This is a genomic window from Enterococcus asini ATCC 700915, from assembly GCF_000407365.1.
In the GTDB taxonomy this organism is placed as follows: Bacteria; Bacillota; Bacilli; order Lactobacillales; family Enterococcaceae; genus Enterococcus_C; species Enterococcus_C asini.
Genome location: NZ_ASVU01000001.1, coordinates 1,829,342 through 1,853,885 on the forward strand (window position 1 = coordinate 1,829,342; position 24,544 = coordinate 1,853,885).

Here is a 24,544-nt window from a genome sequence, read left to right on the forward strand (position 1 = left end):
CTTTTTAGTATCCAGCCTTTAAAGTAACTTGATTGCGCCAAAGTTTGCCATCCCCAACAAACCCTTCCAAATTCTCCAAGAAGATTTCCATAAAAGCTTTTTCAAAATGGGGCGTCATTCCGGAAATATGAGGGGTAATCAAGCAGTTTTCCATTTGCCACAAAGGATGGTCGGGCGCCAATGGTTCTTCTTCTACCACATCTAGATATGCTTGACGCAAGTAGTCTTGTTGTAAAGCGTCGGTTAGCGCTTGGGTATCGACGCTAGCTCCTCGACCCACGTTGAGAAAGGCCGCACTGGGCTTAACATTGGCAAAAAAATGTTGATTGTACAAATGGTGGGTTTCTGGAGTTAAGGGCAAAATATTAACAATATAATCTGCTTCAGCTGCTTCTGTCGGCAACTCAGTAATGGGAGCGGTTCTGCTAAAGCCCGCAGCCTTATGACCAGTCGTATTGATGCCTGTAGTGGTGATATTCAATGCAGCTAAGCTTTTGGCTAGTTCTTGACCGATTTCCCCGGTACCCACGATCAAAATCTTTTGTTCACTGAGATAGCCGTAGCGCATGTCTACGCCTGACCACAGGTGTTTTTGCTGATTGGCGATGGCTTTAGGGAATCCTCGCACATCCATAAAGAGGCAGGCTAAAACGTGTTCGGTAATTGAACGCGTGTGAATGCCACTGGCGTTGCTTAAAATAATCCCTTGTTTTCGAAATTGCGCCAAAGGTAAAGTGTCCACCCCAGCGGATAGGGACTGGACCCAGGCTAAGGAGATGTTTGGAGTCAAGAGCTGTTCTTCCCAGTCCTTTTGCCAGCCTACAGTGATTTGAACTTGTTGCCAGTCGACATTGGCAGGATCGGTTTCAAACTGGTATTCTGGAGCAATCTGAGCGATTCTATCGAGAAATTCTTTACGAAAGGGTCGTTTGGATAAGATGTATTTCATGTTTAGGCCTCCTAGTTCTTTTCTTCAGTGTACCAAAGGACGTAAAAAAAGACATTTTTCAGAAACGAAAAATGTCTTTTAGGCTATTTTGGTTGATTTGGCAAAGGGCGCTTTGGCAGGTCTTTAATCGCTTGGCTAAAGATGAATAAACTAGCTAAGATAATAAAGACCGAAGTATCAAAGCTTGGTACCAATAAGGAGACAATCACCGATAAAATCACTGGTAAGGTGGCGGAGAAAATCAAGATTTTCAAGGTTTCAAAGTAGCTGAGACTGACTCGCCGAAAACCAATCATAATAACACCGCCGAAAGCACTAATCAAAACAGTCATTAAAAGATTGATAAAAGCAGGATAAATGGAAATGAGGATGCTCAAAGCGAGAATCCACCAGGGAATCCGACTTTCACCTAAGTACTCTCGAATATGGGCGCCATCCAATGACGTTAAGCCTTGACTATATTTTAACTCCAATTGATTACTCCCTAACAATTGTGTGCTAAGATTGGTGGCAGGCATGGAAATGACTACTTTATCCGGCAAAAGGCCGACGCTTAAAAAGTTCCCAAGTTGGTCTTTGGCGATATCATTGGCATTGCGTTTGCCCTCTGGATCGAAGGTAAAGATGATGGAATCTGTTTGATAGATAAATCCCTCAGTAGCATCATCGGTGGTCAATTTCCCATCTTGGATTGTAAAATCAGGAATTTTCGCGGCAATTTCTTGGGTGTCCGCCTGAAGGTTTTGAAAAGCTTGCCAAATTTGAGCGGTGATGGGAATTGCCATCACAAGACTTAAGCAAAGTAAGTAGAGGACCACTTTGCCAAAAGAAAGTCGACGGGCATTTTTGAGATCTTGAAAGCGAGAAAGCGAGGCAATGAATAGCTGACGCAAGGTCATATTTGGTTTACTCCTAACTAATTATCGTGACAAGCAGGCCTTTAGCACGCGCTTGCTGTTCTCTCTATTGTAGCGAAGGCATTATTGAATTACAACTGATTAATAAAAGCTTTTTCATGTAGAATTCATGAAAAAATATGGATGAAATGATTCCTATAGGAGGCAAAAAGTTTGTTTAAGAAATTTCAAGTCTTTTTAGAAACGCGAAATTTGTGGGAGGTATTCACTTATCTCTTCTTTGGTGGTTTGACCACTTTAGTCAATTTGATTGTCTTTTTTTGTGCTCGAGAAGTTTTTCATGCAGGGCTAGTCATTAGCAATTCATTGGCTTGGATTTTGTCTGTGCTTTTCGCCTTCGTCACGAATAAGCGTTGGGTTTTTCGTTCTCGCACAGAAGGGGTAGCGGCCTATTTACAAGAATTTGGTAAGTTCGTGTTTTATCGGGCATTGTCCTACTTCTTGGATATGGGCAGTATGTTGCTTCTCGTTCAAGTTTTTCATTCAGGAGATCTCCTGGCCAAAATTGTCAGCCAAGTGCTAGTAGTAGTAGCAAACTATCTTTTTAGCAAGTGGTTGATCTTTACTGGTGGTCAAGAGGAGTAATACAGTTTGCCACTAAAAAAGAAACATTCCCCTAGGCATATCTTTTGATGAAAGGCCGCTTCTCTGATACTGTTTACATGTAAGGAAAATAAACTATTTCGGAGGGGTTCACATGACGTTTACAGTACCAGATCTACCTTATGCTTACGATGCTTTAGAACCGTATTTTGATACAGAAACGATGCACTTGCATCATGACAAGCATCACGCAACCTATGTTTCTAACTTAAACGCAGCCATTGAAAAACACCCAGAATTAGGGGACAAATCAGTGGAAGCATTGATTGCTGATCTTGACAGCTTACCAGAAGACATTAAGACTGCCGTACGCAACAATGGTGGTGGCCATGCGAACCACAGCTTCTTCTGGGAAATCCTCGCACCAAATGCCGGTGGAGCACCTACTGGACCTGTGAAAGACGCAATCGACGCGGCTTTTGGGGATTTCGATACCATGAAAGCGGAGTTCAAAACAGCAGCTACTGGACGTTTTGGTTCCGGTTGGGCATGGTTAGTTAAAGACGGTGACAAATTAGCGATCATGTCAACGGCTAATCAAGATTCACCTTTATCTGAAGGCAAAAAGCCAATTTTAGGTTTAGACGTGTGGGAACACGCGTATTACTTGAAATACAAAAATGTTCGTCCTGATTATATCGAAGCTTTCTGGAACTTGGTTAACTGGGATAAAGTTAACGAACTCTTTGCTTAAGCCTAAAAATCGATTAAACTAAAGTGGTGGAAAACAATTGTTTTCCACCATTTTTTATTTTGGGGGAGTGAAAGGGATGTTAAAGCGGGTACCGGTGACAAATCAAGCTCAGGTGATGGAATTATTTCCTTTAGTAGCGGAAATCTGGCGGGAGGTATTCACTGGGATGATTGGGGCAAAACAAGTGGAGCAGATGTTACAAGAATATCAATCACCAGGGACAATTTGGGTAGAGATTCAAGCGGGAGCGCGGTATTTTACCTTGGTTCAAGAAGATGGAAAGATGGTAGGGTATACGGCGTATTCCTTGGTGAAACCGGGAATTTTGTATATCAGCAAACTCTACTTACATGAAAAAGCGCGGGGGCAAGGTTTTATGCGGGAAATCTTTACTTGGTATGATGATTTGGCTAAAGAAAGCAATCGCCGCCAGCAACTTCGAGTAAATCAGAATAACGCCAATGCCATCGCTGTTTATCAGCATCAAAGCTTTCAAATTGTGGGCCAAGAAGAAGTGATGATTGCCCCGGGTTTAGTGATGGCAGATTATATTTTCGAAAAATAATTGTCATCGCTTCCAAGATTCGATATAATAATAGCACCGGTGAAAATCGGACATTATTTTTTTGGAGGCTACACGCAATGGAACACGGAAAAGTGAAATGGTTCAACAACGAAAAAGGGTTTGGTTTTATCACTACCGATGGGGGCGACGATGTATTCGTACATTTCTCAGCAATCCAAGGTGATGGCTTCAAATCTCTTGAAGAAGGTCAAGACGTAGAATTCACAATCGTTGAAGGCGAACGGGGACCTCAAGCTGCTGAAGTGACGAAATTATAATCAAAAGTTGACAGGTTTCGACAAATCAGCTGGAGAGGGGACTTTTGAAAAGTTTCCTCTCTTTTTTTAAGAGTAAAAGAAGGGTTGTTCTGTTTCATTCCTATTTCAAAAGTGTTAAGATTCTGTAATAAAGACAAGTTGCAATTGCTGACGGTGGCGAAGTGTGGCAAAATTTAAACGTTATTCAGATAATTTACAATTAAGCAGATGAGGTGTCCTATGCGTACATGGCAAAAAGTCATCATTGGGATTTTAGGTGTGATCACACTGGTGGTTGCCGGAGTCACAGCCTATGGATTAAAAGTCTATTATGATGCAAACTCCACCTTTGACAATATCGTCGAAGAAATTGATCGGGATTCAACTAAGCGGAAAACTGCCGTGAACATTGATGCCACTGATCCTTTTTCCATCCTTCTTTTAGGGTTGGATACTGGGGCAAAGGGTCGAACTGAGCAGGGACGTTCGGATACCATGATTGTGGTCACCGTTAATCCAAAGAAAAAGCAAACAACCATGCTGAGTTTGGACCGCGATATTTATACGAAAATCGTCGGGCACCAAGGCGGCGCTATGGATAAGCTAAACCACGCCTATGCATTTGGTGGTGTGGAAATGGCCATGGATTCCGTGGAAAATCTTTTGGATATTCCCTTGGATCATTATGTGACCATTAACATGCAAGGGTTAAGTGATTTGATCGATGCCGTGGGTGGGATTAAAGTCCATAACCAATATCACTTCGAATTGGATGGGGTGGAACTCCAAGCGGATACGGACTATACGCTAAATGGGGAAACCGGCTTGGCTTACTCCCGCTTTAGAAAGTATGATGAAGCAACCGGCATGGGAGACCCAGACGGTGATATCGGTCGCCAAAAACGGCAACGGGAAGTAATCGAGAAGATCGTCAATAAAGTGATGTCTTTAGATACCGTTACAAACTATCAAAAAATCTTGAAGGCCGTGGAAAAGAACACCAAGACCGACTTAACCTGGGATGATATGCTAGATGTGGCCAACGGGTATCAAAATGCCTTGAAAAATGTCGTACCGTTGCAGTTGCAAGGAGAAGGACAATTATACAACAGCATTTACTATCAATTCTTAAGTGCTTCAAGCTTACTTGAAACCCAAAATACTTTAAAAGAACAATTAGGAATTGCCACTAGTGAAGCTTTGCCAGTAGGTGACGAATACACTTCAGGTTATGCAGATTACATGTTTTACAATGAAGACACAGGAACCATGGAGTATTATGGAAATGCTGCGGGCTACTCCGGGGATTCAGAGGAGAGCTACAGTGACTATGATGAAGAATCCAGTACTGATTACGCCGCTGATTACGATTCCGATTATTCCGAGGACTATGATAGTGATTACGACACGGACTACAATGAGGGTTATACAGAAGATCAGTATACCGATGATCAATACGACGAGGGCAATCAATACAGTGAAGCCTACTAGGAAGAGAAGACAGTGCTGCGGCCTGTCTTTTTTCTTTGCCTCGGTTCTCCACAGGAAGTTGTCCACAATTTTTGATTTATCTAGGGATGTTTCACGGAAGATGAAAATGAAACCATGATGAAAACAAGGAAGTGGTCCTTTTTGGAGAAGATAAATGAGATTTCTCATCTGTTCTGTGAAACAAGTAGCGGAAAGTTTAAAAGAATTTCTATAGATGGGGATTTTTACTGCGCGAATGGTGGAACTTTGATAGAATGATACGAAGAAACTCTGTTTGGAAGGAAATGGGCATGGATAAAAAGCGATTAAATTTTTTACGAAAAAATGGCAACGGCACAAAAAATGAGCAAGGAGCAGGCGGTCGTCGCTCACATATTCCCTTCCGTTTAAATTTTTTGTTTTTTATAATTTTTGCGTTGTTCATTGCACTGATTGGACAGCTAGGGTATTTGCAAATCGTTAATGGGGAAAATATTACCCATCAACTGAAATCTTCTTCTACGATTACGGTGAGCAATTCTAGTCCTAGGGGGATCATTTATGATGCCACGGGAAAAGCCTTGGTGACCAATAAAGCCAATGCGGCGATTACTTTTACTCGAGGCAACCAAATGACCGCGCAAGATTTGCGGGACTTGGCGGTGAAGTTGAACAAGTTGATTGCCATTGAGATTCCGGCAAAACTAAGAGATGCGGAATTGGGAAAACGGGATAAAGCCGATTTCTGGTTGGCGGATAAGGACAATTTCCAAAAAGCCTACAAACGCTTGAGCGATGAAGACTTAAAGAAAATCGCCAGTGACAACAGCCAGGAATACGCTTTGGTATTAGCCCAAGTGAAGGATGAAGAACTGGCTTTTGATGAGGAAGCATTGAAAGAAACCACAATTTTTACGACCATGAACAGTGCGACGGCTCTGAACACGGTGTTTATCAAAAATAGTGGAGTCACCGACGAGGAATTGGCGACGGTGGCAGAACATTCCGCTGAACTGGCCGGAGTCTCCACGGGAACAGACTGGTCCAGAGAGTACACCGCTGACGGCTCCATTAAAAGTATCTTGGGGACGGTCTCGACAAACGGCCTGCAAAAAGAAGATGCGGAAGAATATCTGGCAAAAGGATATGCTAGCAATGACCGAGTGGGAACTAGTTATTTAGAAAAGCAATACGAAGACGTCTTGCAAGGTACCAAGTCCCAAGCGGAAATCACCTTGGATCGCAGTGGCAATGTTTCTTCTCAAAAAGAAACCTTTGCCGGTGCTAAAGGGAATAACTTGGTTTTGACGATTAATACGGAGTTCCAGAAAAAAGTCGAAGAAATCTTGCAACGAAATTACCAAGTGTTAATCGAAAATGGAAAAGCGGCGGTATCTCCTGGGGTCTACGCAGTGGCGATGGATCCCAAAACCGGGGGTGTCTTAGCCATGGCCGGTTTCACCCACGAAAAAGACTCCAAAGAATTATCCGAAAATGCGCTGGGCACGATTACTTCTGCCTTTGTTCCCGGGTCCGTCGTGAAGGCAGGGACGTTAGCGGCCGGTTGGCAAAGTGGGGCATTAAACGGCAATGAGGTCTTGTACGATCAGCCGTTATACATCCAAGGTACTCCGGTGAAAGCGTCCATCTACAACAAAGATGGCTCGGCTAACCGTAGTTTAAATGCCCAAAAAGCCTTGGAAATTTCCTCCAACTCGTACATGGTGCAAGTAGTCTTAAAGATGATGAACACTAGCTACTCCAATAACATGAGTATCATGAGTACCTCTCAACAAGGTCCAATTTACGCTGAATTGCGCAATGCCATGGCAGAATTTGGCCTGGGACAAAAGACTGGAATCGATTTGCCAAATGAATCACCAGGGATTCAAACAGCAGTCCGAAATTTGGATCCGGTAGAAGACGGGGGGAAAATCCTGGATACGGCCTTTGGGCAGTTTGATACCTATACGCCGATGCAACTGGCTCAATACGTGTCAACGATTGCCAATGGGGGCAAGAAAGTCCAACCTCACGTGGTACGAGGAATTTATGGCAATGATGAGGAAGGCAACTTAGGTTCATTGATCAAATCCATTGAACCCACTGTTCAAGATACTGTGGATTTAAGTAGTGATCAGATGAAAATCATCCAAGACGGGTTTTATGATGCAGTTCACGGACATGATGCCTTTACTACGGCGACCAAATTGGCTTCGGCCAAGATGACCTTGGCAGCTAAGACCGGGACGGCGGAAACCACGGCCTATGGTGTGACGACAATTAATAGTAACATCGTGGCATACGGTCCCGTGGAAGACCCGCAAATTGCCATTAGCGTGGTCCTACCGTTCTTAAGCGGGGAAGACCAACACATCAACTCTGATATCGCTAAAGAAATCATGGATGCCTATTATGATACTTTTATGGCAAACTAAAAAGGTGAGTGCTCCACTCAGTAAGTTACAAAATTAGCACAACAAAGACTCAAGATTACCCGAGATAATTCGGGTGGCTTGAGTCTTTTTTTGAGCGTTTAACTTTTGGGTTTATGGCAATCAGGCTGGCAGCTTTGCTTTTTATTGTATGGTGTGACAGGCAGGCTTTGTGTTACAATAACCCAAGTGAATAAAAGCGAAGGATGGCGGAATCAATGCAGGAATTGAAAGTAATCGGTCTGACAAAAACCTATGGGGAAAAGACACTTTTTCAGGATATCTCCTTTTTGATTCATGAAAAAGATCGTATCGGCTTGATTGGGGTCAATGGTACGGGAAAATCGAGCTTATTAAAAATCTTGGCGGAACTAGATGCCGGTGATGGAGATGTGACCTATATTCAAAAAGCCGGGGACTATCAAATTGGTTATTTGACCCAGGAAACTGATTTTCCCGAAGAGCTCACGGTTTTGGAAAGTGTCTTTCAAGGGGACGCGCCGATGATTCAAACGGTACGGCGCTACGAACAGGCGTTACTCGCTTTAGCTGAAGCCGGGGATAATCCGGAAAATCAAAAGGCCTATGCCAGAGCCGAAGAAGCTATGAATGAGCAAGACGCCTGGCTAGTGGATACCAATGCCAAGACGATTTTGCAAAAACTGGGCATTACCCAGATCAATCAGAAGATCAAAGAACTTTCTGGGGGCCAAAAGAAACGGGTGGGTCTGGCACAAGTTTTGATTCAAGAGCCGGATCTTTTACTCTTAGATGAGCCTACGAACCATCTGGACTATCAGGCGATTCAATGGTTAGAAGGGTATTTGCGCCAATATCGCGGGGCTTTATTAATGGTGACTCACGATCGCTACTTCTTGGATCGAGTGACCAATCGCATTTTTGAACTTTCCCATGGACAATTGATCGAATACAAAGGTAACTACGAGGACTATGTAGTGGCCAAAGCCGAGAGAGAACGCCAAGCGATCCAACAAGAAGAAAAACGACAACAGTTGTACAAGCAAGAATTAGCCTGGATGCGAGCAGGAGCCAAAGCTCGGACCACGAAACAACAAGCCCGGATTCATCGCTTTGAAGACTTGAAGGAAAACTTAAATCAAGTCCAAACCGACGAGCAAGTGGCAATGGAATTGACGACGAAACGGTTGGGGAAACAAGTTCTAGAAATCAAAGAGGGCAACTATCGTTTTGATGAAAAAGTTATTTTAAAAAACTTTGACCTACTGGTTCAAGCCCGGGATCGTATTGGGATTACCGGGGAAAACGGCGCCGGCAAGTCCACACTCTTGAATATTTTGGCAGGCCAACTGGCTTTAGATAGTGGGACTTTAATCGTGGGAGAAACCGTACGAATCGCCTACTATACCCAATTGACGGAACCGATTAAAGAGGATCAGCGGGTGATCGCCTATCTTCAAGAAGTGGCAGAAGAAGCGAAGCAAAAAGATGGCACCAGTATTTCTGTGGCCGAGCTGTTGGAACGTTTCTTATTTCCACGCCATACTCATGGAAGTCTGATCAGCAAGCTTTCCGGTGGGGAACGTCGACGGTTATTCTTGCTGAAGCTATTGATCAGCCAGCCAAATGTGCTCTTACTGGATGAGCCGACGAATGACTTAGATATCGCGACGCTGACGATTTTGGAAGACTATTTGCAAAACTTCCCTGGGGCAGTGATTACGGTCAGCCATGATCGCTACTTTTTGGATAAGGTGGCAGAAAAACTCTTGATCTTTGAAGGCCAAGGGGAAATCGACCGCTATTACGGTTCGATTATGGATTATTTGGAAAAAGCGCCGGAAGTAACGCCAGAAGTAGCAAAACCGACACCAGTTAAAACCGTAGAAGCAGCTGCACCGGCTGCCAATAAACCAAAGCAAAAACTCACATACATGGAGCAAAAGGAATGGGCTACCATAGAAGATGAGATTGCTGACTTAGAAGCACAAGTTGAGACGCTCACGGCGGGGATGAATAACCAAGGTTCTGATTTTACCAAACTACAAGAGTTGCAAAATCAACTGAACACAGTGGAGACCCAACTAGAAGAAAAGATGAATCGCTGGGAGTACTTAAGCGAATTTGCCGAAGATTGATTGGAAGGGACGAAATAAAATGGAGCAAGCATATTTGGATTTAGGCGCAAAATTAATCGAGGAAGGCCACGTGAAAGAAGACCGTACGGGGACAGGGACCCATAGTATCTTTGGTTATCAAATGCGTTTTAACTTGACGGAAGGCTTTCCTTTATTGACCACTAAGCGGGTACCGTTTGGTTTGATTAAAAGCGAGTTGTTATGGTTTTTAAAAGGAGATACCAATATCCGTTATCTCTTACAGCACAATAACCACATTTGGGATGAATGGGCCTTTCAACGTTATGTGGCAAGTGATGATTACCAAGGGCCAGACATGACAGACTTTGGTCGTCGTTCATTAGTCGATCCAGAGTTCAATGAAAAATATCAAGCAGAGAGCAAGCGGTTCTGTGAGAAAATCTTAGCCGATGAAGATTTTGCCCAAAAATATGGGGATTTAGGGAATATTTACGGCTCCCAGTGGCGTCATTGGGAAACAAAAGATGGCGGTTTTATCGATCAGTTGCAAAATGTCATCGAGATGATCAAAACCACACCTGATTCTCGGCGCTTAATCGTCTCTGCTTGGAATCCCGAAGACGTTCCTTCTATGGCATTGCCACCTTGTCATACAATGTTCCAATTTTATGTAAATGACGGCAAACTTTCTTGCCAATTGTATCAACGAAGCGGGGATGTTTTTCTAGGGGTGCCCTTTAATATCGCTAGTTATGCGCTATTGACCCACTTAATCGCCCGGGAAACTGGTCTAGAAGTAGGCGAGTTTATCCATACTTTGGGAGACGCTCATTTGTATAACAATCACTTGGACCAAATGAAAGAGCAATTGAGCCGGACACCTCGGGCTTTGCCAAAACTGGTCTTGAATGAGGAAAAACACTCTGTCTTTGATTTTGAGATGGAAGATATTACGATCGAAGGCTACGATCCATATCCAAGTATCAAAGCCCCGATTGCGGTATAAGGAGGAATTTGGGATGTTGATTGCCATTTGGGCCCAAGCAGAAGACGGCTTAATCGGCCAAGCAGGACATTTGCCTTGGCATTTGCCTGCGGACTTACAGTACTTTAAAGAGCAAACCTTGGGCAAGACCATCGTCATGGGACGAAAATCCTTTGAAGGCATGGGCAGTCGCGCACTACCCAAGCGCAAGACGCTTTTGTTGACCAGTGACCACTCCTATCAAGTAACCGATGCTAATGTTCAAGTCATGCATCAGATAAGCGAAGTTTTAGATTATGCAAAAGCCGCTGAAACACCGGTTTACATTGCTGGTGGGGCGCAAGTATACAAAGCTTTTGAACCTTATTACGATGTGCTTTTGCGCACGGTGATTGAAGGGGAATTTCAAGGGGATACTTATTTCCCGGATTTTGATTTTAGTGGCTATCGCTTGGTGGAAACACGACCAGGGGCAGTCGACGAGAAGAACCATTATCCCCATCATTTTGAAATGTGGCAAAAAAGATAGTTGTTATTGGCTTAAATAATGCACAAAAAAACTCGAACTAGTCAGCTCGAGTTTTTTTATCTGTCTTTTAGGTATAAAGCAAAATCGAGAAGTACATAAAGCCGGCGCCTAACATAACGAACAAATGCCAGATCACATGGTTAAAGGGAATCGTTTTAATGCTGTAAATCACAGCGCCTAAGGTATAAGAAACGCCCCCGGCAACCAGTAACCAAAAGCCCACACTGCCCAATGAAGCGTAAAGACTCGGTCCGGCGGCCAAACATAGCCACCCCATAAAGATATAAATAGTAGTGGAAATCTTCGAGACTGTTTCTTTTTTGTGTAAGGTAAGGGACTTGTAAACAATGCCCCCAATGGCCATGGCCCAAATAGCACCAAACAAGGTCCAGCCCAGCCACCCTCTGACACTTAAGAGACAGTAAGGGGTGTAGCTGCCGGCTATTAAAAGAAAGATCGAGTCGTGATCAAAAACTTGAAAGACTTTTTTTGCCTTGGTAAAAATCAGACTGTGAAACAAGGTGGAGAACAAAAATAAAAGGATCATCATCGAGCCGTAGACGGCGTAAGAAACCACGTGCACGGCTGAACCGAGGCGCGCCCCTTTGATTAGTAAAATCACTAACCCCGCCACGCTTAAGCCAAAGCCGATGCCGTGGGTCACTGCATTGAGCACTTCATTGAGGATCTGATACTTCCGCGAATGGATTTTTTTCATTTGCGTAGCCTCCATTATTTTTTGGTTGGTGAAAAGCCAATCACTCTGTTATACTGAATTATATCAACCTGCTACCCGCATTATACACTATTCGGGGGCTTTTTTAAAGGAAGAGTGAATGAAATGACATCAATTAAAATTGTTACGGATTCCTCCTGCACCATGGAAACGGAAGTCCGTGATCGTTTGCATATCCATGTGGTACCTTTATCAGTGATGATCGACGGCGTCTTGTATCGGGACGATGATGACTTGTCTGGCGCTCGTTTTATGGAAATGATGAGTAGCGCCAAAGAACTGCCGAAGACGAGCCAACCACCGATTGGCGAGTTTGTGGAATTGTACGACGAACTGGGCAAAGATGGCAGTCAGGTAATTTCGATTCACATGACCAAAGGCTTAAGTGGTACGGTGGAAGCCGCTCGTCAAGCAAGCAACTTAAGTAAAACCAATGTAACCATTTTAGATAGCGATACCACGGACCAAGGCTTGTCCTTCCAAGTGATTCGAGCAGCGGAAATGGCGCTAGCTGGGGCTGAATTGCCAGAAATTTTGGCAAAAGTCAAAGAAATTTCCGACAATACGAAATTGTTTATCGGCTTGTCTTCTTTAAATAATCTGGTGAAAGGCGGGCGCATTAGCCGGGCGACAGGCTTACTTTCTAGTTTCCTCAACATGCGCATTGTAATGGACTTTGACCATTCTGAATTGATTCCTGTGGTGAAAGGCCGCGGTAACAAGACCTTCACCAACTGGTTTGAGAGTTTCAAAGCAGAACTGACAAAACTACCGAATGTAAAACAAATCGGCATTTCTCATGCGGATGCCTGGGAATTAGCAGAAGGCTTTAAAAAAGAATTAGAAGCCTTGTTCCCGGGGATGCACATTCCGGTGTTGCAGACGACGCCAATCATTGCTACCCATACTGGTAAAGGTGCTTTTGCCATTACCTACTACTTAGATTAATTTTCCTTTTTAAAGGGAAAAACCGAAGCCTTGGTGCTTCGGTTTTTTACTACTTCAATTTGTCATTCTTTAAAGTAATTTCTCTGAAAAATTTTCGAAAAAGGACCCAAAACCCACGCTTTTTTTGCTACACTAACAACAAACTATTAAGCTGAATAGCCGAAAGGAGGCGCCCCATGAAGCGCTTGACAGCAAACCGAGTTTTCAACTGGCTTTGGCAAGGGATTTTAGTCGTCATTGCCGTTATTTTAGTGTATGCCACCCTCAACCGATTGTTTCCCGCGGCGCAACCGATTTTGGAACCAACGAAAAAAGCAGAGGCCGGGGCGATTCATCTCCATTATGTGGCCTTAGGGGATTCGCTAACAGAAGGAGTTGGTGATCAAAGTGAACGAGGGGGCTTTGTCCCAATCGTGGCCGAAGATCTCCAGTCTCGCTACAATCTAAGTAGCATTGAAGTAGATAACTATGGCGTCTCAGGAGATCGTAGCACCCAGATTTTAAAGCGCCTGAGAGAAGACGAGAAGCTTCGCAAGAGTTTGAAGGATGCCGACTTTATCTCTTTAACCGTGGGGGGCAATGACTTGATGAAAGTCTTCCAAGACAATTTCTTTTCGTTAACGGTGAAAAAATTTGTCAAACCTCGCACCAAATACACCCAGCGCATTGAAACATTGCTGACCGAGATTCGCGACTTAAATGCCAGTGCTCCAATTTACATGATGGGCATTTACAATCCTTTTTATTTGAATTTCCCTGATATTGAGGACATGCAAACTATCGTGGATGATTGGAATGAAGCGACCAAAGAAACCGTGGAAAGCTTTGAACACACGTATTTTATCCCGATAAACGACTTGCTTTACCAAGGCTTAGATCAAAAAGTGGGAATCGAGAGCAACTTGGACAAAACAACGAGCACCACGGATTCAAGTGGGGGTAGTGAGCTGGGTTTGGCAAACAACGTGCTCTATGAAGAGGACAATTTCCACCCAAACAACATTGGCTATCAATTAATGGCCAACGCACTGCGGGATGAACTGATTAAAACCCAAGCAGATTGGCTAGAAAAGGACTGAAGACCATGAAAAAGACAAATTGGCAAGACTTCTTTGCCACAATTAAGAAGAAAATCCGACAGCTCAATTTCTGGAAAGTGGCCTTTTTCACTTTGCTCGTGTTGATTTTGGGAACCGGAGCCTTTTTTACTAGTCGTATCTTTGCAATCCGGGAACCAAATTACAAAGCAGCGCCGGAAGTGGTTCGCACCGGGGATCCGATCTTAACCATTTCTACCAATAAAGAAAAGGTCAACCAAGTGATTGCCTATTACTTGGAGGAATACTTGGACAACTCGGATATCCAATATCATTTTACTTTGGAAAATGAAGCCATGTTGACCGGAGAATTTGAAATTTTAACCTTCCCAGTGACCTTTTACTTGTATTTTGATCCTTATGTGATGGAAAATGGCAATGTCCAGCTACGGGCAAAAAGTCTTTCTGTCGGCACTCTGAATCTGCCAGTGAGTGAAGTCATGAAGATGGTCAAGCGAAACTTTAAGTTGCCGGAATGGATTGAAGTCAATAGCGAAGAGCAAAACATCATGATTCGTTTGGATAAATTCCAAATGGCGAACGGTTTGTTTATGAAAGCCAACCGAATTAATCTGTTGGACGACGACATTCAATTTAGTTTATACTTGCCCAAAGACAAGTCAGACAAGGAAGAAGAGTGAGCATAATGGAACGAGCAATTTTTGCAGGAGGCTGTTTTTGGTGTATGGTACAGCCCTTCGATGAAACTCCGGGAGTGTATAGCATCGTCTCTGGCTACACTGGAGGCACTACGGTCAACCCGACTTATGAAGATGTGTTAACCCATACCACCGGTCATACGGAGGCTGTGGAAATCATTTTTGATCCCGAAAAACTGCCTTACGAAACCCTGCTAGATATTTATTGGCAACAAACTGACCCCACGGATGCTTTTGGTCAGTTTCAGGATCGAGGGGACAATTATCGTCCGGTGATTTTTTACACCACGGAAGAACAGAAGAACATGGCTTTGACCAGTCGCAAAAAATTAGCCGATAGCGGTCGGTTCGACAAGCCAATTGTTACCACTATTGAGCCGGCTCAAACGTTTTATCCCGCAGAAGATTACCATCAAGAATACTATAAGAAACATCCGGAAAATTTTGCCCGCAATCACGCACGGCGGGGTGCTTTTTTACAGGAACATTGGGAGGATATGTAATGCGCAAAAGCTTTTACCAATATTTACAAGCCATCAAAGGACCAAGTCACAAAGATCAGGAACAGATTTTTGCGACCAATGCCAGTCACGATATTCAATTTCCTAAGCACAGTGAAGATTATCATGAATTGTCCTCTTACTTAGAAATGAATGCAGACTACCTGCCTTCCATGGATATTTTTGATCAAGTTTGGGAAAAATATTTAGAGAATAACAAATGAGCGCCAAAAAAGCCTGTTTCAAGGAGAGTCAATGGTGAAAAAAACGATAAAAATAAGTGTCCCACAGCTAGTAATCAGCTTAATCCTGGTAGCCGGGCTTTTTGCTGGGGGCGGCTTTTGGCTTGCTAAAAATGACAGTCCAAAGTCTGAGACGAGTCAAGTTCAGAAAGAAAATGCGGAGGACCTTACTGCCGTCTACCAACTCTATCAGACAATCCAGCAAAACTACTATGATGATGTGGACAAAGAAACCTTGGTTCAAGGGGCCTTAAAAGGCATGACAGAAGCTTTAGACGATCCGTATTCCACGTATTTGGATGCCACGGGTTCGGCGGCATTAAATGAGTCTTTGGCCGACTCTTTCGAAGGCATCGGCGCTACATTGATCCTCCAAGAAGAGTGGCCGGCTATCGCCCAAACCCCGATTAAGGAGACACCAGCTGCGAAAGCCGGCTTAAAAGTAGAAGATAGGATTACCGCTGTGGACGGGGACACCACCAAAGGATTAAGCTTAGATGAGGTGGTAGCCAAGATTCGCGGGGAGAAAGGGACCGAAGTAACCTTGACAATCCAACGAGGACAAGACACGTTTGATGTTGCGGTAACCCGGGATGTGATTCCCGTGGAGACCGTTCATGGCCAGTTGGACGAAACTAACGAAACAGTGGGCTACGTTCAAATTACTACTTTTGGCACAGGTACGGCGAAGGAACTAAAGGAAACGATTAAAGATTTGCGCAAGGCTGGGGCGAAAAGCTTTATCCTAGATGTGCGCCAGAATCCCGGTGGCCTACTGGAAACCGTGCAAGAGATGGCTAGCATGTTCTTAGACGATGGAAAAGTAATCGTGCAATTTGAGGACAGTCAAGGAGCCCGCACGAAAACGGTAGCTAGTTCAGAGCTAGACGGTGGTTTTAAAGTAACGGAGCCGGTGGTGGTCTTAGTGGATGGCAATTCTGCCTCGGCTGCGGAAATCTTTGCGGCAGCTTTAAAAGAATCTGCGAATCGCCCAGTAATTGGGACCAAAACCTTTGGGAAGGGGACCATGCAACAAGTAGCCGATTTGGACGAGGACAGTGAATTGAAATTAACGGTGGCCAAATGGTTGACTCCTAAAGGCACGTGGGTCAACGAAAAGGGCCTCGCTCCAACGATTGAGGCGGATTATCCTAGCTTTGCGTATTTGACACCGATTTCCCGGAGTGCGAATTATCAGCTAGGGGATCGCGGACAAGAAATCGACTATTTGAATCAATTTCTAGCAGCTTTGGATTATCCGACTTCTGGGGACAGCTTTAATGAGGCGACACAAGCAGCACTAAAAGAGATCCAAGCAAAAAATAACTTGCCGGTTACTGGTACGTTAGATGGGGAAACCGCCGATGCCATTGAGCTGGCGTTAAATGCTAGCTTGAAAGGACAAGACTTTGCTTATCAAAAAGGAATAGAAGAATTGACAAATTAAGGAGGGATGCCCAGTGACGAAAAAAGAACGCCTGGATTTGTTTTGGCTAGGGGTCAAATACCTAGTAGTCGCTGCGGCGATTGCCGTGGTGGTACGGGGCTTTCTTTTGATTCCAGTACCCGTGGTGGGCAACTCCATGGAAAATAGCCTTCATCAAGGGGACATGGTGGTCATGGAACGCATGACGAAAATCAAGCGATTCGATGTGGTAGTCTTTCGCCTTTCCAGTGGTACTACTTATATTAAGCGAGTCATCGGTATGCCCGGAGACACCTTGCGTTATGAAGACGATCAGTTGTATATCAATGACAAACCCGTGGCAGAACCGTTCTTAAAAGAATTGTTGGCCGAAGATCATTCGGAAAATGATTTCACCAATGATTTTTCTTTAACGGAATTAACCGGGGAACAAAAACTAGGAAAAAATAGTTACTTTGTCTTAGGGGACAATCGTCGTACGTCAAAGGATAGCCGCTCTTTTGGGGCCATTCAAGGGGAAAACATCATCGGCAAAGCGCGATTTGTTTATTACCCACTGAAACATTGGCATTTGATTTAAAAAAGTGTTAGCCAGTTCTGGCTAACGCTTTTTTTATGCATTACAACCCCAATAGGACTGTAAGCGTGAATTATTAAAAATTTCACTAAATCCAGAGGTTTTTATTAGTACCTATTTTCCATAGAAGTCTATACTGAGGATAAGTGGTACGGGCAAAAGAAAAGTGGCCATATTCTTTTGTTCTTGCCAATAGATTAGTTGGATTAGATTGAGGGTATGGGTATGGAATTAGTCAATCGTTATGGTTTTTACTTTTTGATTTTGGCTGTCATTAGCGAGTTAGCATTGCCTTTTGTCCTGGGGCACTATGTTAAAGGGTACAGCCAAACGGAGATGTTGATTTCTAGTTTTGGAGAAACGGGCATGAGGACGAAAACCGCCTTTCAAGTGTGGGAAATCGTCAATGGTGTGTTGTTTATTTTGGCAGCACCGGCTTTTTATCACCATTTTGTGGATACCAATCCGAATGTGGCATTGATCTTGGCCCTCTTTATTGTGGCCTTTGGTATCGGGGACTGTATCATTACGGGCTTAGTTTCCCGGGCAAAAAACAGCGAGGAAGTGGGCTTTGCCAGCTTGCTCCATAACTATGCTTCTGGGGCTGGCTTTGTAGCACTCTTATTGGGAACTCTCTTATTGATTTGGTTGTATTATCAAGAGCACAATCAAGTCATGGTTATTGCCATGCTGGTAATCTTCCTCTTAGCCGGGGTGTTCATGTTGCTGTTTGCAATGCCTAAAATTCCCATCATCAAAGCGTTTCAAGTTTCTCATCGAGGATTATGGCAACGGCTGAACTTGCTTTTCTTGTACTTGCCTTATGTATTGGTGAGCGTGAGTACCATTGCAAAGGGCAGAGGATAATTCAGCGTCACCCTTGCATCTCGGTTAGCGGGCTGGAGCGTGTAGATCGGTTTCACTAGTAAAGAACCAAGACAATTACCGCCATTAAAGGAAAGGGCTGACTGGATGAAAAAAAGCAGTTCCGCCAGCTTCACCGTAAAAAATAGCAATTAAAAGAGATACAGCTGTAATTAAAAAAATACGGCTGCGTCTTTTTTGGGTTTTCGTAGCCAAAATTGAAAGGAAGCAAGAAAATGAACTGAATATAGGGGAGGGTTTCATGAAATGAAAAGAAAACGAGTTGTTTTAATCGTAGTTGGTATACTTGTTCTGGTTGGGGTGGTTCTCACCGGAATGTATGTAAAAAATAAGCAAGGTTATGAGAGTTTGATTGATAAGGCTAGTGAGGTACCGAAGTGGGAAGCTGATCCACGGCCACTTCAATCAGAAAATGTCGTACTTAAGAAGCTAAAAAAACTCAACCGGAAAAACGATAACAAGGATGTTTCATTAACCGATGGCAAATTAATTGTGATTCCCGGACTGCGAGGGGCTTGGTCCATTGATCACAAAACCAAAAAAGCGGCTTTTGGAACAGGTTGGGTTCCCCAGGGATTGACCCAATCAAAGGATCATTATTATGTGAGCGCCTATGATGGGGAACATCGGCTGAACTCGGTGATTTTTCAAATTGATAAGCAAAGTAAAAAGTATGTCAAAACGTTGATTTTGAGCTCTAAAGCCCATGTGGGGGGGATCACCTATGAAGATGAGCATCAAAGATTGATCTATTCGGATGATACGAATCAGGTGGCCGGTTTTGGGTATATCGATCAGGCAGTAATCGATGAGTATCAGGCGAGTGTTTTGAAAAAACCGATTGAAAGCCAAAAGAAAGAGTGGAAGATTGGCTTGCGTACCTCGGCGATTACCACGTATCAAAATCAACTAGTAGTCGCCAAATATGGTTTTCATCCTAATGAGCGATCGATTGTTACGATTCCTTTGAATCAAGCCGGTTATCCACCAAAAATCACGGATCGTGGAAGTCAATTGTTGGCAGATGCAATCGGTACGGCGGATAAAAAAGAATTGGAGAAAGTTTTTATTGAGGCCTTACTTGAAGAAGGTTATATCAGTTCTTTTAATCATGGTTGGGATCGTATGCAAGGTATTTCCCTGTCAAAATCCGGCATGATGATTGTCAGTCAATCCAATGGCTTGAAGCCAGGAAAGCTGTTGATTCGCTACCGGGTACCTGATCTTAAGAACTGGCGAAAAAGCAATGTCACCAAGGATTTTACCGGACCGGATGCGGTGACTATCCCGCGCTCGGTGGAAGAAGTTAGTATCAACGATGAGGAGACGGAGCTGGCAATGATCTTTGAAAGTGGCGCAAAAAAATACCGGGAAGCGCCCAGTGTCCTTTTACCAGGAAACTACATGGACCGTATTTTAGTCTTACCAATGGAGATCCAATAAGCGTAAACCACATTAAAATCTGGGGTTCTCTAGGCAAATAGCAATGAAAAAGTGAAATACGAAATTATGAGGAAAGTTGTAGGTGTTATTGATGCAAGACGCTGTTTTATGGGTAAAAAAACACAGCAAAATTTTTAAGAACATTTTCTTAATGGCGGTTGTCGTCATTGTGGCTCGAGAGTTACTGTCCATTGGCAAAACCATTTCAATGGAGCAATTGAAGGAAAGTTTTAAAGAAATCGCTCCCTATAAGATGGGGATAATGGCTTTAGTGGGGATCCTTGCCGTATTGCCAATGACGGGCTACGACTTCATCTTGAATAAGATGCTCAATTTGGACCATAAACTAGGTTACATCATAGAAACGAGTTGGTTGGTAAACACGATTAATAACTTAGCCGGTTTTGGGGGCTTAGTCAGCATCGGGTTGCGTTCAGAATTTTATACAAAAGACAGAGAAGGCAAAGAAGTTCTGGGCGCGTTGTCCAAAATCTTGCTGTTTTTAGAAGCAGGTCTGTCCCTGTTTGGCTTGATCAGTTTCTTTATGGTCCTAACCGACAAGGCTTCCCCCTTTGTACAACAGTATTGGCCTTGGTTAATCGGCGGGGGGCTTTATTTCCCTGTTGTATATCTCGTGACTTTTTTGAAGAAGAAGGGGATTCTCGGAGGTTTGACGCCGAAGTATCGCTTGGCCCTAACCGCTACTTCTTTTTTGGAGTGGTTGGGAGTGGTCGTCACCTTTTGTGTGATCGGTTGGTTAATGGGGATTGAAGTTTCCTTGTGGGATTTGGTGCCACTCTTTATCGCGTCTTCGATTATCGGGATTGTCTCGATGATTCCTGGGGCATTGGGTTCCTTTGATGTGATGATGATTTTAGGCTTGACTAGTCTAGGCGTGCCTCGGGCCGATGTGGTCGTGTGGCTCTTGTTTTTCCGCTTATTCTATTATTTGGTGCCCTTTGTTATCGGCTTGGTCTTATTTTTCAAGAATATCTGGAGTCAAGTCAACGACCGTTATTCCGGCATTCCCCGCAATCTGACCTTGGAAGTATTTCATAAAGTAGAAGTTTTTCTGATGTACTTTTCCGGTATTATGATTGTGCTTTTGGCGACGATTCCCCAAGGATTTACGGAGATTCAGTGGCTTAAAAGTTTGAACATCTTCCATTATCATCTGGTGGCCCAATTTCCGAATATTATTTTAGGCTTTTCCCTATTGATCATGGGGCGAGGAATCGCCGCCCAAGTCAAACGGGCGTATTTCCCGACAATTTTCTTACTAGTAGTGGCGATTGTGTATACTATCTTCTTTTCTTCTAGCATCTTTGCTTCCGTAGTTTTAGGTATTATCTTGATAATGATCATCTTCTCTCGCAGTGAGCTGTATCGCGAACAGCTAGTTTATTCTTGGCAATGGATGACGGTGGATGGGCTGATTATCGGTGCTTTAGCCATCCTTTATGTGACTATCGGGGTCTACAACTCCCCGGTCTTTCCCCATCATCATCGGGGACCACAGCTCTCATTCATGGTTTTTCCCTCTGAGAGACTCTGGCTCTTTGGTTTACTAGGAATTTTTGTCATTGCCTTTTTCATGTTACTTTTCTTACGGTATTTGGAAGGGAAGAAACAAGAAATCGGTACGGATTTGGACGAAGCACGGATTCTGCATATTTTGGAAACCTATGGGGGCAATATTACCAGTCAATTGGCCTTTCTCGGGGACAAGTCGATTTATATCTACAATGACGGAGCAGACGACACGGTATTCCTTCAGTTTGTCACTTATAACAACAAATGCGTGGTTATGGGGGATCCCTCTGGTAAGGAGAGTGATTTCAAGGCCGCCTTGGAACAATTTATTAACGAAGCCGATGTGTGGTGCTACCAAGCCATTTTCTATGAATGTGATGCCAAAAGCGTGACGGTTTTACACGAGCTGGGCTATGACTTTATTAAAATGGGGGAAGAAGCCTACGTCGACTTGGAGAATTTCACCACCTCTGGGAAAAAGATGAAAGGTACCCGGGCGGTTATCAATAAAATCAGTCGCGAGGGCTATCGCTTTGATGTGCTTCAGCCACCCTTTGATGCAGCTACCATGGCCAGTTTAAAAGAAATTTCCGATTCTTGGTTAAAAGGTCGCAAAGAAAAAGGTTTTTCCATGGGCTTCTTTTCCGAGTCTTACTTACAACGAGGGCCGATTGCCGTGGTTTTCAACCAAGAGGATGAAATCGTCTCTTTTGCCAATTTGATGCCCACGTATTCAAAAGACGTGGGTACGATTGATTTAATGCGTCATCATAGTGAAAAGGCCCCTTCAGGCTGTATGGACTTCTTATTTATCAATCTCTTTGACTATTTAAAGGAAGCTGGCGTCCGTTATTTCGATTTAGGTATGGCGCCTTTGGCCAATGTGGGCCACTCCCGTAAGAGTTTCACCCAAGAGCGAATCGCCAATCTGGTTTACGAGTTTGGTTCTCATTTTTACTCTTTCCAAGGCTTGCGAGAATACAAGGAAAAATACGCCAGCAAATGGGTCCCACGTTACACTTTGTATCATCGGGATAGTTGGATTGCTTATGTGATGATCGCGATCTTATTAGTGGACAACCAGTCTGTCACAATAAGTGAAAAACGGGGAAAAATGTCGTAAATAGTCAAAAAACAGACGAAGGCTAAGTGTTCGTCTGTTTTTTGAGTCCTGTGAGTGACTTAGACTTCAGAAAAAGGCCAATTTAGTGGAGGAATTAGCAGAAAAGAAGTAAAGAAAACCTCTTATCCTGGGAGTTGGCATTTCAAATTCACAAAATTCGTGCTAAAATCATAAGATGCTTGGCCCTGCCTGCTAGAAAGTTCCACCAGAGTGGTTTTTCAAAGCCGAGAAGCTAGGCCAAACACTAGGAGGAAGTATTTACATGAGCTCAGTCATCCAATGGTTCCCGGGGCATATGAATAAAGCCAAAAGGGAAGTAAGTGAAAAACTAAAATATGTGGATATCGTCTTTGAATTGGTGGACGCCCGTCTGCCTTTATCTTCACGTAATCCTTTATTAGATCAGATTTTGCAACAAAAACCTCGCTTAATTATTTTAAATAAGACGGATTTAGCCGATCCTCAGCAAACGAAATTGTGGCAAGGCTGGTTTCAAAGCCAAGGTTTCTTAACTGTGGCCATCAATGCCCACAACAACAGCACCAGTAAACAAGTGGTTCAAGCAGCCAAAGAAGTCCTGAAAGAAAAGCGGGCCAAGGATAAAACCCGAGGACTGAAACCGCGGAGTATCCGAGCGATGGTAGTGGGCATCCCCAATGTGGGCAAATCCACTTTGATGAATCGCTTAGTGGGAAAGAAAATCGCGCAAACTGGCAACAAACCTGGCGTCACCAAAGGACAACAGTGGTTGAAGTCGGGCAATGATTTAGAACTTTTGGATACCCCAGGGATTTTGTGGCCTCGCTTTGAAGATCCCGCAGTCGGTAAGAAATTGGCCTTAACCGGGGCGATTAAAGACCAACTGCTTCATTTGGATGACATTGCCATTTATGGGTTGTCTTTCTTTTGCAAATACTATCCCGGTAAAGTGGCTCAGCGCTATAAATTACCAGATTCGGCAGAAGAATCGCCAGCTAATGAACTGTTAATGGAAATCACCGCCAAACGGGGCTATAAAGACGACTACGAACGGGGAAGTGAGTTAGTAGTGGTGGAAATCCGCCAAAACAAATTAGGGGCTTTCACTTTGGATCGTTTCGGGGAAGGAAGCGAAGAGGCCCATGAGTGATTCCTTAAAAACAATCAAAGAGCGCTTGCTGCTAATTCAAGAGGAGAATGATCCTTATTTGGAATTGCTCCGGCAAGATTCTCGCGTTGGGGTACAAAAGCTACTTTCTCAATGGGAAAAACGCTTGGCCAAGGAAGCGGCACAAGTGGCGAAATACCAAGAGATGATGGTGTTTGAACAGGCCTTTTACGAGCAGGGCCATCGTTTTATTGCCGGTATCGACGAGGTTGGTCGAGGACCGTTAGCAGGACCAGTGGTGGCCTGTGCGGTGATCTTGTCCCCAGATCATCCGATTTACGGTTTGGATGATTCCAAAAAACTCTCAGCCAAACGGCGGGGAGAGCTTTTCACTCAGATTCAGGAAAATGCGCTAGGCATCGGCATCGGCGTGGTGGAACCCAGTGAGATTGATCGAGTGAACATTTATCAGGCCAGTCGCCAAGCGATGTTATTAGCAGTGGAGGAATTGCCCTTTCCTCCTAGCGCCTTGCTTTTGGATGCGATGACCATTGATTCTCCATTGCCCCAAGAAAAAATCATCAAAGGGGACGCGCGCTCGGTTTCGATTGCGGCGGCCAGTATCGTGGCCAAAGAATTGCGAGATTCTCTGATGAAGGAGTATCACGAACAATATCCTCACTACGGCTTCGATAAAAATGCCGGCTATGGAACCAAAGTACATTTAGAAGGGCTGGAAAAATATGGCCCTTGTGACATACACAGACGCACTTTTTCTCCCGTAGCAGCCGTAATAAAATAAATTT

Annotated in this window: 24 protein-coding genes; 21 read left to right on the top strand and 3 right to left on the bottom strand. The window is 43.9% G+C overall.

The window, feature by feature from the left end:
* Positions 1–4: 4 nt before the first annotated feature.
* Both I579_RS08830 and I579_RS08835 read right to left on the bottom strand, forming a co-directional pair.
* A complete protein-coding gene (locus I579_RS08830; protein ID WP_010753951.1) occupies positions 5–949 on the bottom strand; it encodes an NAD(P)-dependent oxidoreductase in 945 nt (314 codons plus the stop codon).
* Between the two features lie 83 nt (positions 950–1,032).
* On the bottom strand, positions 1,033–1,848 hold the full coding sequence (locus I579_RS08835) for a DUF1189 domain-containing protein (RefSeq protein ID WP_010753950.1): 816 nt from the start codon (positions 1,846–1,848) through the stop codon (positions 1,033–1,035).
* Between the two features lie 171 nt (positions 1,849–2,019).
* On the opposite strand from I579_RS08835, the gene I579_RS08840 reads away from it, so the two are divergent.
* The 9 genes from I579_RS08840 to I579_RS08880 all read left to right on the top strand — a co-directional run bounded on the left by I579_RS08840 (position 2,020) and on the right by I579_RS08880 (position 11,482).
* The gene (locus I579_RS08840) at positions 2,020–2,451 is read left to right on the top strand and encodes a GtrA family protein (RefSeq protein ID WP_010753949.1); all 432 of its coding nucleotides are present in this window, start codon (positions 2,020–2,022) and stop codon (positions 2,449–2,451) included.
* 112 nt (positions 2,452–2,563) lie between these two features.
* The gene (locus tag I579_RS08845) at positions 2,564–3,163 is read left to right on the top strand and encodes a superoxide dismutase (RefSeq protein ID WP_010753948.1); all 600 of its coding nucleotides are present in this window, start codon (positions 2,564–2,566) and stop codon (positions 3,161–3,163) included.
* 76 nt (positions 3,164–3,239) lie between these two features.
* On the top strand, positions 3,240–3,728 hold the full coding sequence (locus tag I579_RS08850) for a GNAT family N-acetyltransferase (RefSeq protein WP_010753947.1): 489 nt from the start codon (positions 3,240–3,242) through the stop codon (positions 3,726–3,728).
* Positions 3,729–3,805: 77 nt separating this feature from the next.
* On the top strand, positions 3,806–4,006 hold the full coding sequence (locus I579_RS08855) for a cold-shock protein (RefSeq protein WP_010753946.1): 201 nt from the start codon (positions 3,806–3,808) through the stop codon (positions 4,004–4,006).
* A 219-nt stretch (positions 4,007–4,225) separates the two neighbouring features.
* Entirely contained in the window at positions 4,226–5,476 is a 1,251-nt protein-coding gene (locus I579_RS08860) for an LCP family glycopolymer transferase (protein WP_010753945.1), read from the top strand.
* Positions 5,477–5,766: 290 nt separating this feature from the next.
* A complete protein-coding gene (locus I579_RS08865; RefSeq protein WP_010753944.1) occupies positions 5,767–7,893 on the top strand; it encodes a penicillin-binding transpeptidase domain-containing protein in 2,127 nt (708 codons plus the stop codon).
* A gap of 215 nt (positions 7,894–8,108) precedes the next feature.
* Positions 8,109–10,007 (top strand): ABC-F family ATP-binding cassette domain-containing protein, encoded by a 1,899-nt coding sequence (locus tag I579_RS08870; protein WP_010753943.1) that lies wholly within the window; start codon positions 8,109–8,111, stop codon positions 10,005–10,007.
* Between the two features lie 19 nt (positions 10,008–10,026).
* A complete protein-coding gene (locus I579_RS08875; protein ID WP_010753942.1) occupies positions 10,027–10,974 on the top strand; it encodes a thymidylate synthase in 948 nt (315 codons plus the stop codon).
* A gap of 13 nt (positions 10,975–10,987) precedes the next feature.
* A complete protein-coding gene (locus I579_RS08880; protein ID WP_010753941.1) occupies positions 10,988–11,482 on the top strand; it encodes a dihydrofolate reductase in 495 nt (164 codons plus the stop codon).
* A gap of 67 nt (positions 11,483–11,549) precedes the next feature.
* On the opposite strand, the gene trhA is transcribed toward I579_RS08880, so the two are convergent.
* Positions 11,550–12,200, bottom strand: a complete 651-nt coding sequence (gene trhA, locus I579_RS08885) for a PAQR family membrane homeostasis protein TrhA (RefSeq protein ID WP_010753940.1) — start codon at positions 12,198–12,200, stop codon at positions 11,550–11,552.
* Positions 12,201–12,323: 123 nt separating this feature from the next.
* On the opposite strand from trhA, the gene I579_RS08890 reads away from it, so the two are divergent.
* From I579_RS08890 to I579_RS08945, 12 genes are all read left to right on the top strand, one after another.
* Positions 12,324–13,166: a DegV family protein gene (locus I579_RS08890; RefSeq protein WP_010753939.1), complete on the top strand. Its 843-nt coding sequence runs from the start codon at positions 12,324–12,326 to the stop codon at positions 13,164–13,166.
* A 176-nt stretch (positions 13,167–13,342) separates the two neighbouring features.
* Positions 13,343–14,245 (top strand): SGNH/GDSL hydrolase family protein, encoded by a 903-nt coding sequence (locus I579_RS08895; protein ID WP_010753938.1) that lies wholly within the window; start codon positions 13,343–13,345, stop codon positions 14,243–14,245.
* A gap of 5 nt (positions 14,246–14,250) precedes the next feature.
* On the top strand, positions 14,251–14,904 hold the full coding sequence (locus tag I579_RS08900) for a YpmS family protein (RefSeq protein WP_010753937.1): 654 nt from the start codon (positions 14,251–14,253) through the stop codon (positions 14,902–14,904).
* Positions 14,905–14,909: 5 nt separating this feature from the next.
* On the top strand, positions 14,910–15,425 hold the full coding sequence (gene msrA / locus I579_RS08905) for a peptide-methionine (S)-S-oxide reductase MsrA (RefSeq protein ID WP_034810436.1): 516 nt from the start codon (positions 14,910–14,912) through the stop codon (positions 15,423–15,425).
* Positions 15,425–15,646, top strand: coding sequence for a YozE family protein (locus I579_RS08910; protein WP_010753935.1), 222 nt, complete (start codon positions 15,425–15,427; stop codon positions 15,644–15,646). The genes msrA and I579_RS08910 overlap by 1 nt, the downstream gene beginning before the upstream one ends.
* 31 nt (positions 15,647–15,677) lie before the next feature.
* On the top strand, positions 15,678–17,111 hold the full coding sequence (locus tag I579_RS08915; RefSeq protein ID WP_010753934.1) for a S41 family peptidase: 1,434 nt from the start codon (positions 15,678–15,680) through the stop codon (positions 17,109–17,111).
* A 13-nt stretch (positions 17,112–17,124) separates the two neighbouring features.
* Positions 17,125–17,670, top strand: coding sequence for a signal peptidase I (gene lepB, locus I579_RS08920; RefSeq protein WP_010753933.1), 546 nt, complete (start codon positions 17,125–17,127; stop codon positions 17,668–17,670).
* 222 nt (positions 17,671–17,892) lie between these two features.
* Positions 17,893–18,534 carry a DUF998 domain-containing protein gene (locus I579_RS08925; RefSeq protein ID WP_010753932.1) on the top strand — a complete coding sequence of 214 codons (642 nt, stop codon included), beginning with the start codon at positions 17,893–17,895 and terminating at the stop codon, positions 18,532–18,534.
* Positions 18,535–18,798: 264 nt separating this feature from the next.
* The gene (locus I579_RS08930; RefSeq protein WP_010753931.1) at positions 18,799–19,995 is read left to right on the top strand and encodes a hypothetical protein; all 1,197 of its coding nucleotides are present in this window, start codon (positions 18,799–18,801) and stop codon (positions 19,993–19,995) included.
* Between the two features lie 91 nt (positions 19,996–20,086).
* The gene (mprF, locus tag I579_RS08935; RefSeq protein WP_034810569.1) at positions 20,087–22,651 is read left to right on the top strand and encodes a bifunctional lysylphosphatidylglycerol flippase/synthetase MprF; all 2,565 of its coding nucleotides are present in this window, start codon (positions 20,087–20,089) and stop codon (positions 22,649–22,651) included.
* A gap of 262 nt (positions 22,652–22,913) precedes the next feature.
* Positions 22,914–23,780 (top strand): ribosome biogenesis GTPase YlqF, encoded by an 867-nt coding sequence (gene ylqF, locus I579_RS08940; protein ID WP_010753929.1) that lies wholly within the window; start codon positions 22,914–22,916, stop codon positions 23,778–23,780.
* Positions 23,773–24,540, top strand: coding sequence for a ribonuclease HII (locus tag I579_RS08945; RefSeq protein WP_010753928.1), 768 nt, complete (start codon positions 23,773–23,775; stop codon positions 24,538–24,540). The genes ylqF and I579_RS08945 overlap by 8 nt, the downstream gene beginning before the upstream one ends.
* Positions 24,541–24,544: the final 4 nt, after the last annotated feature.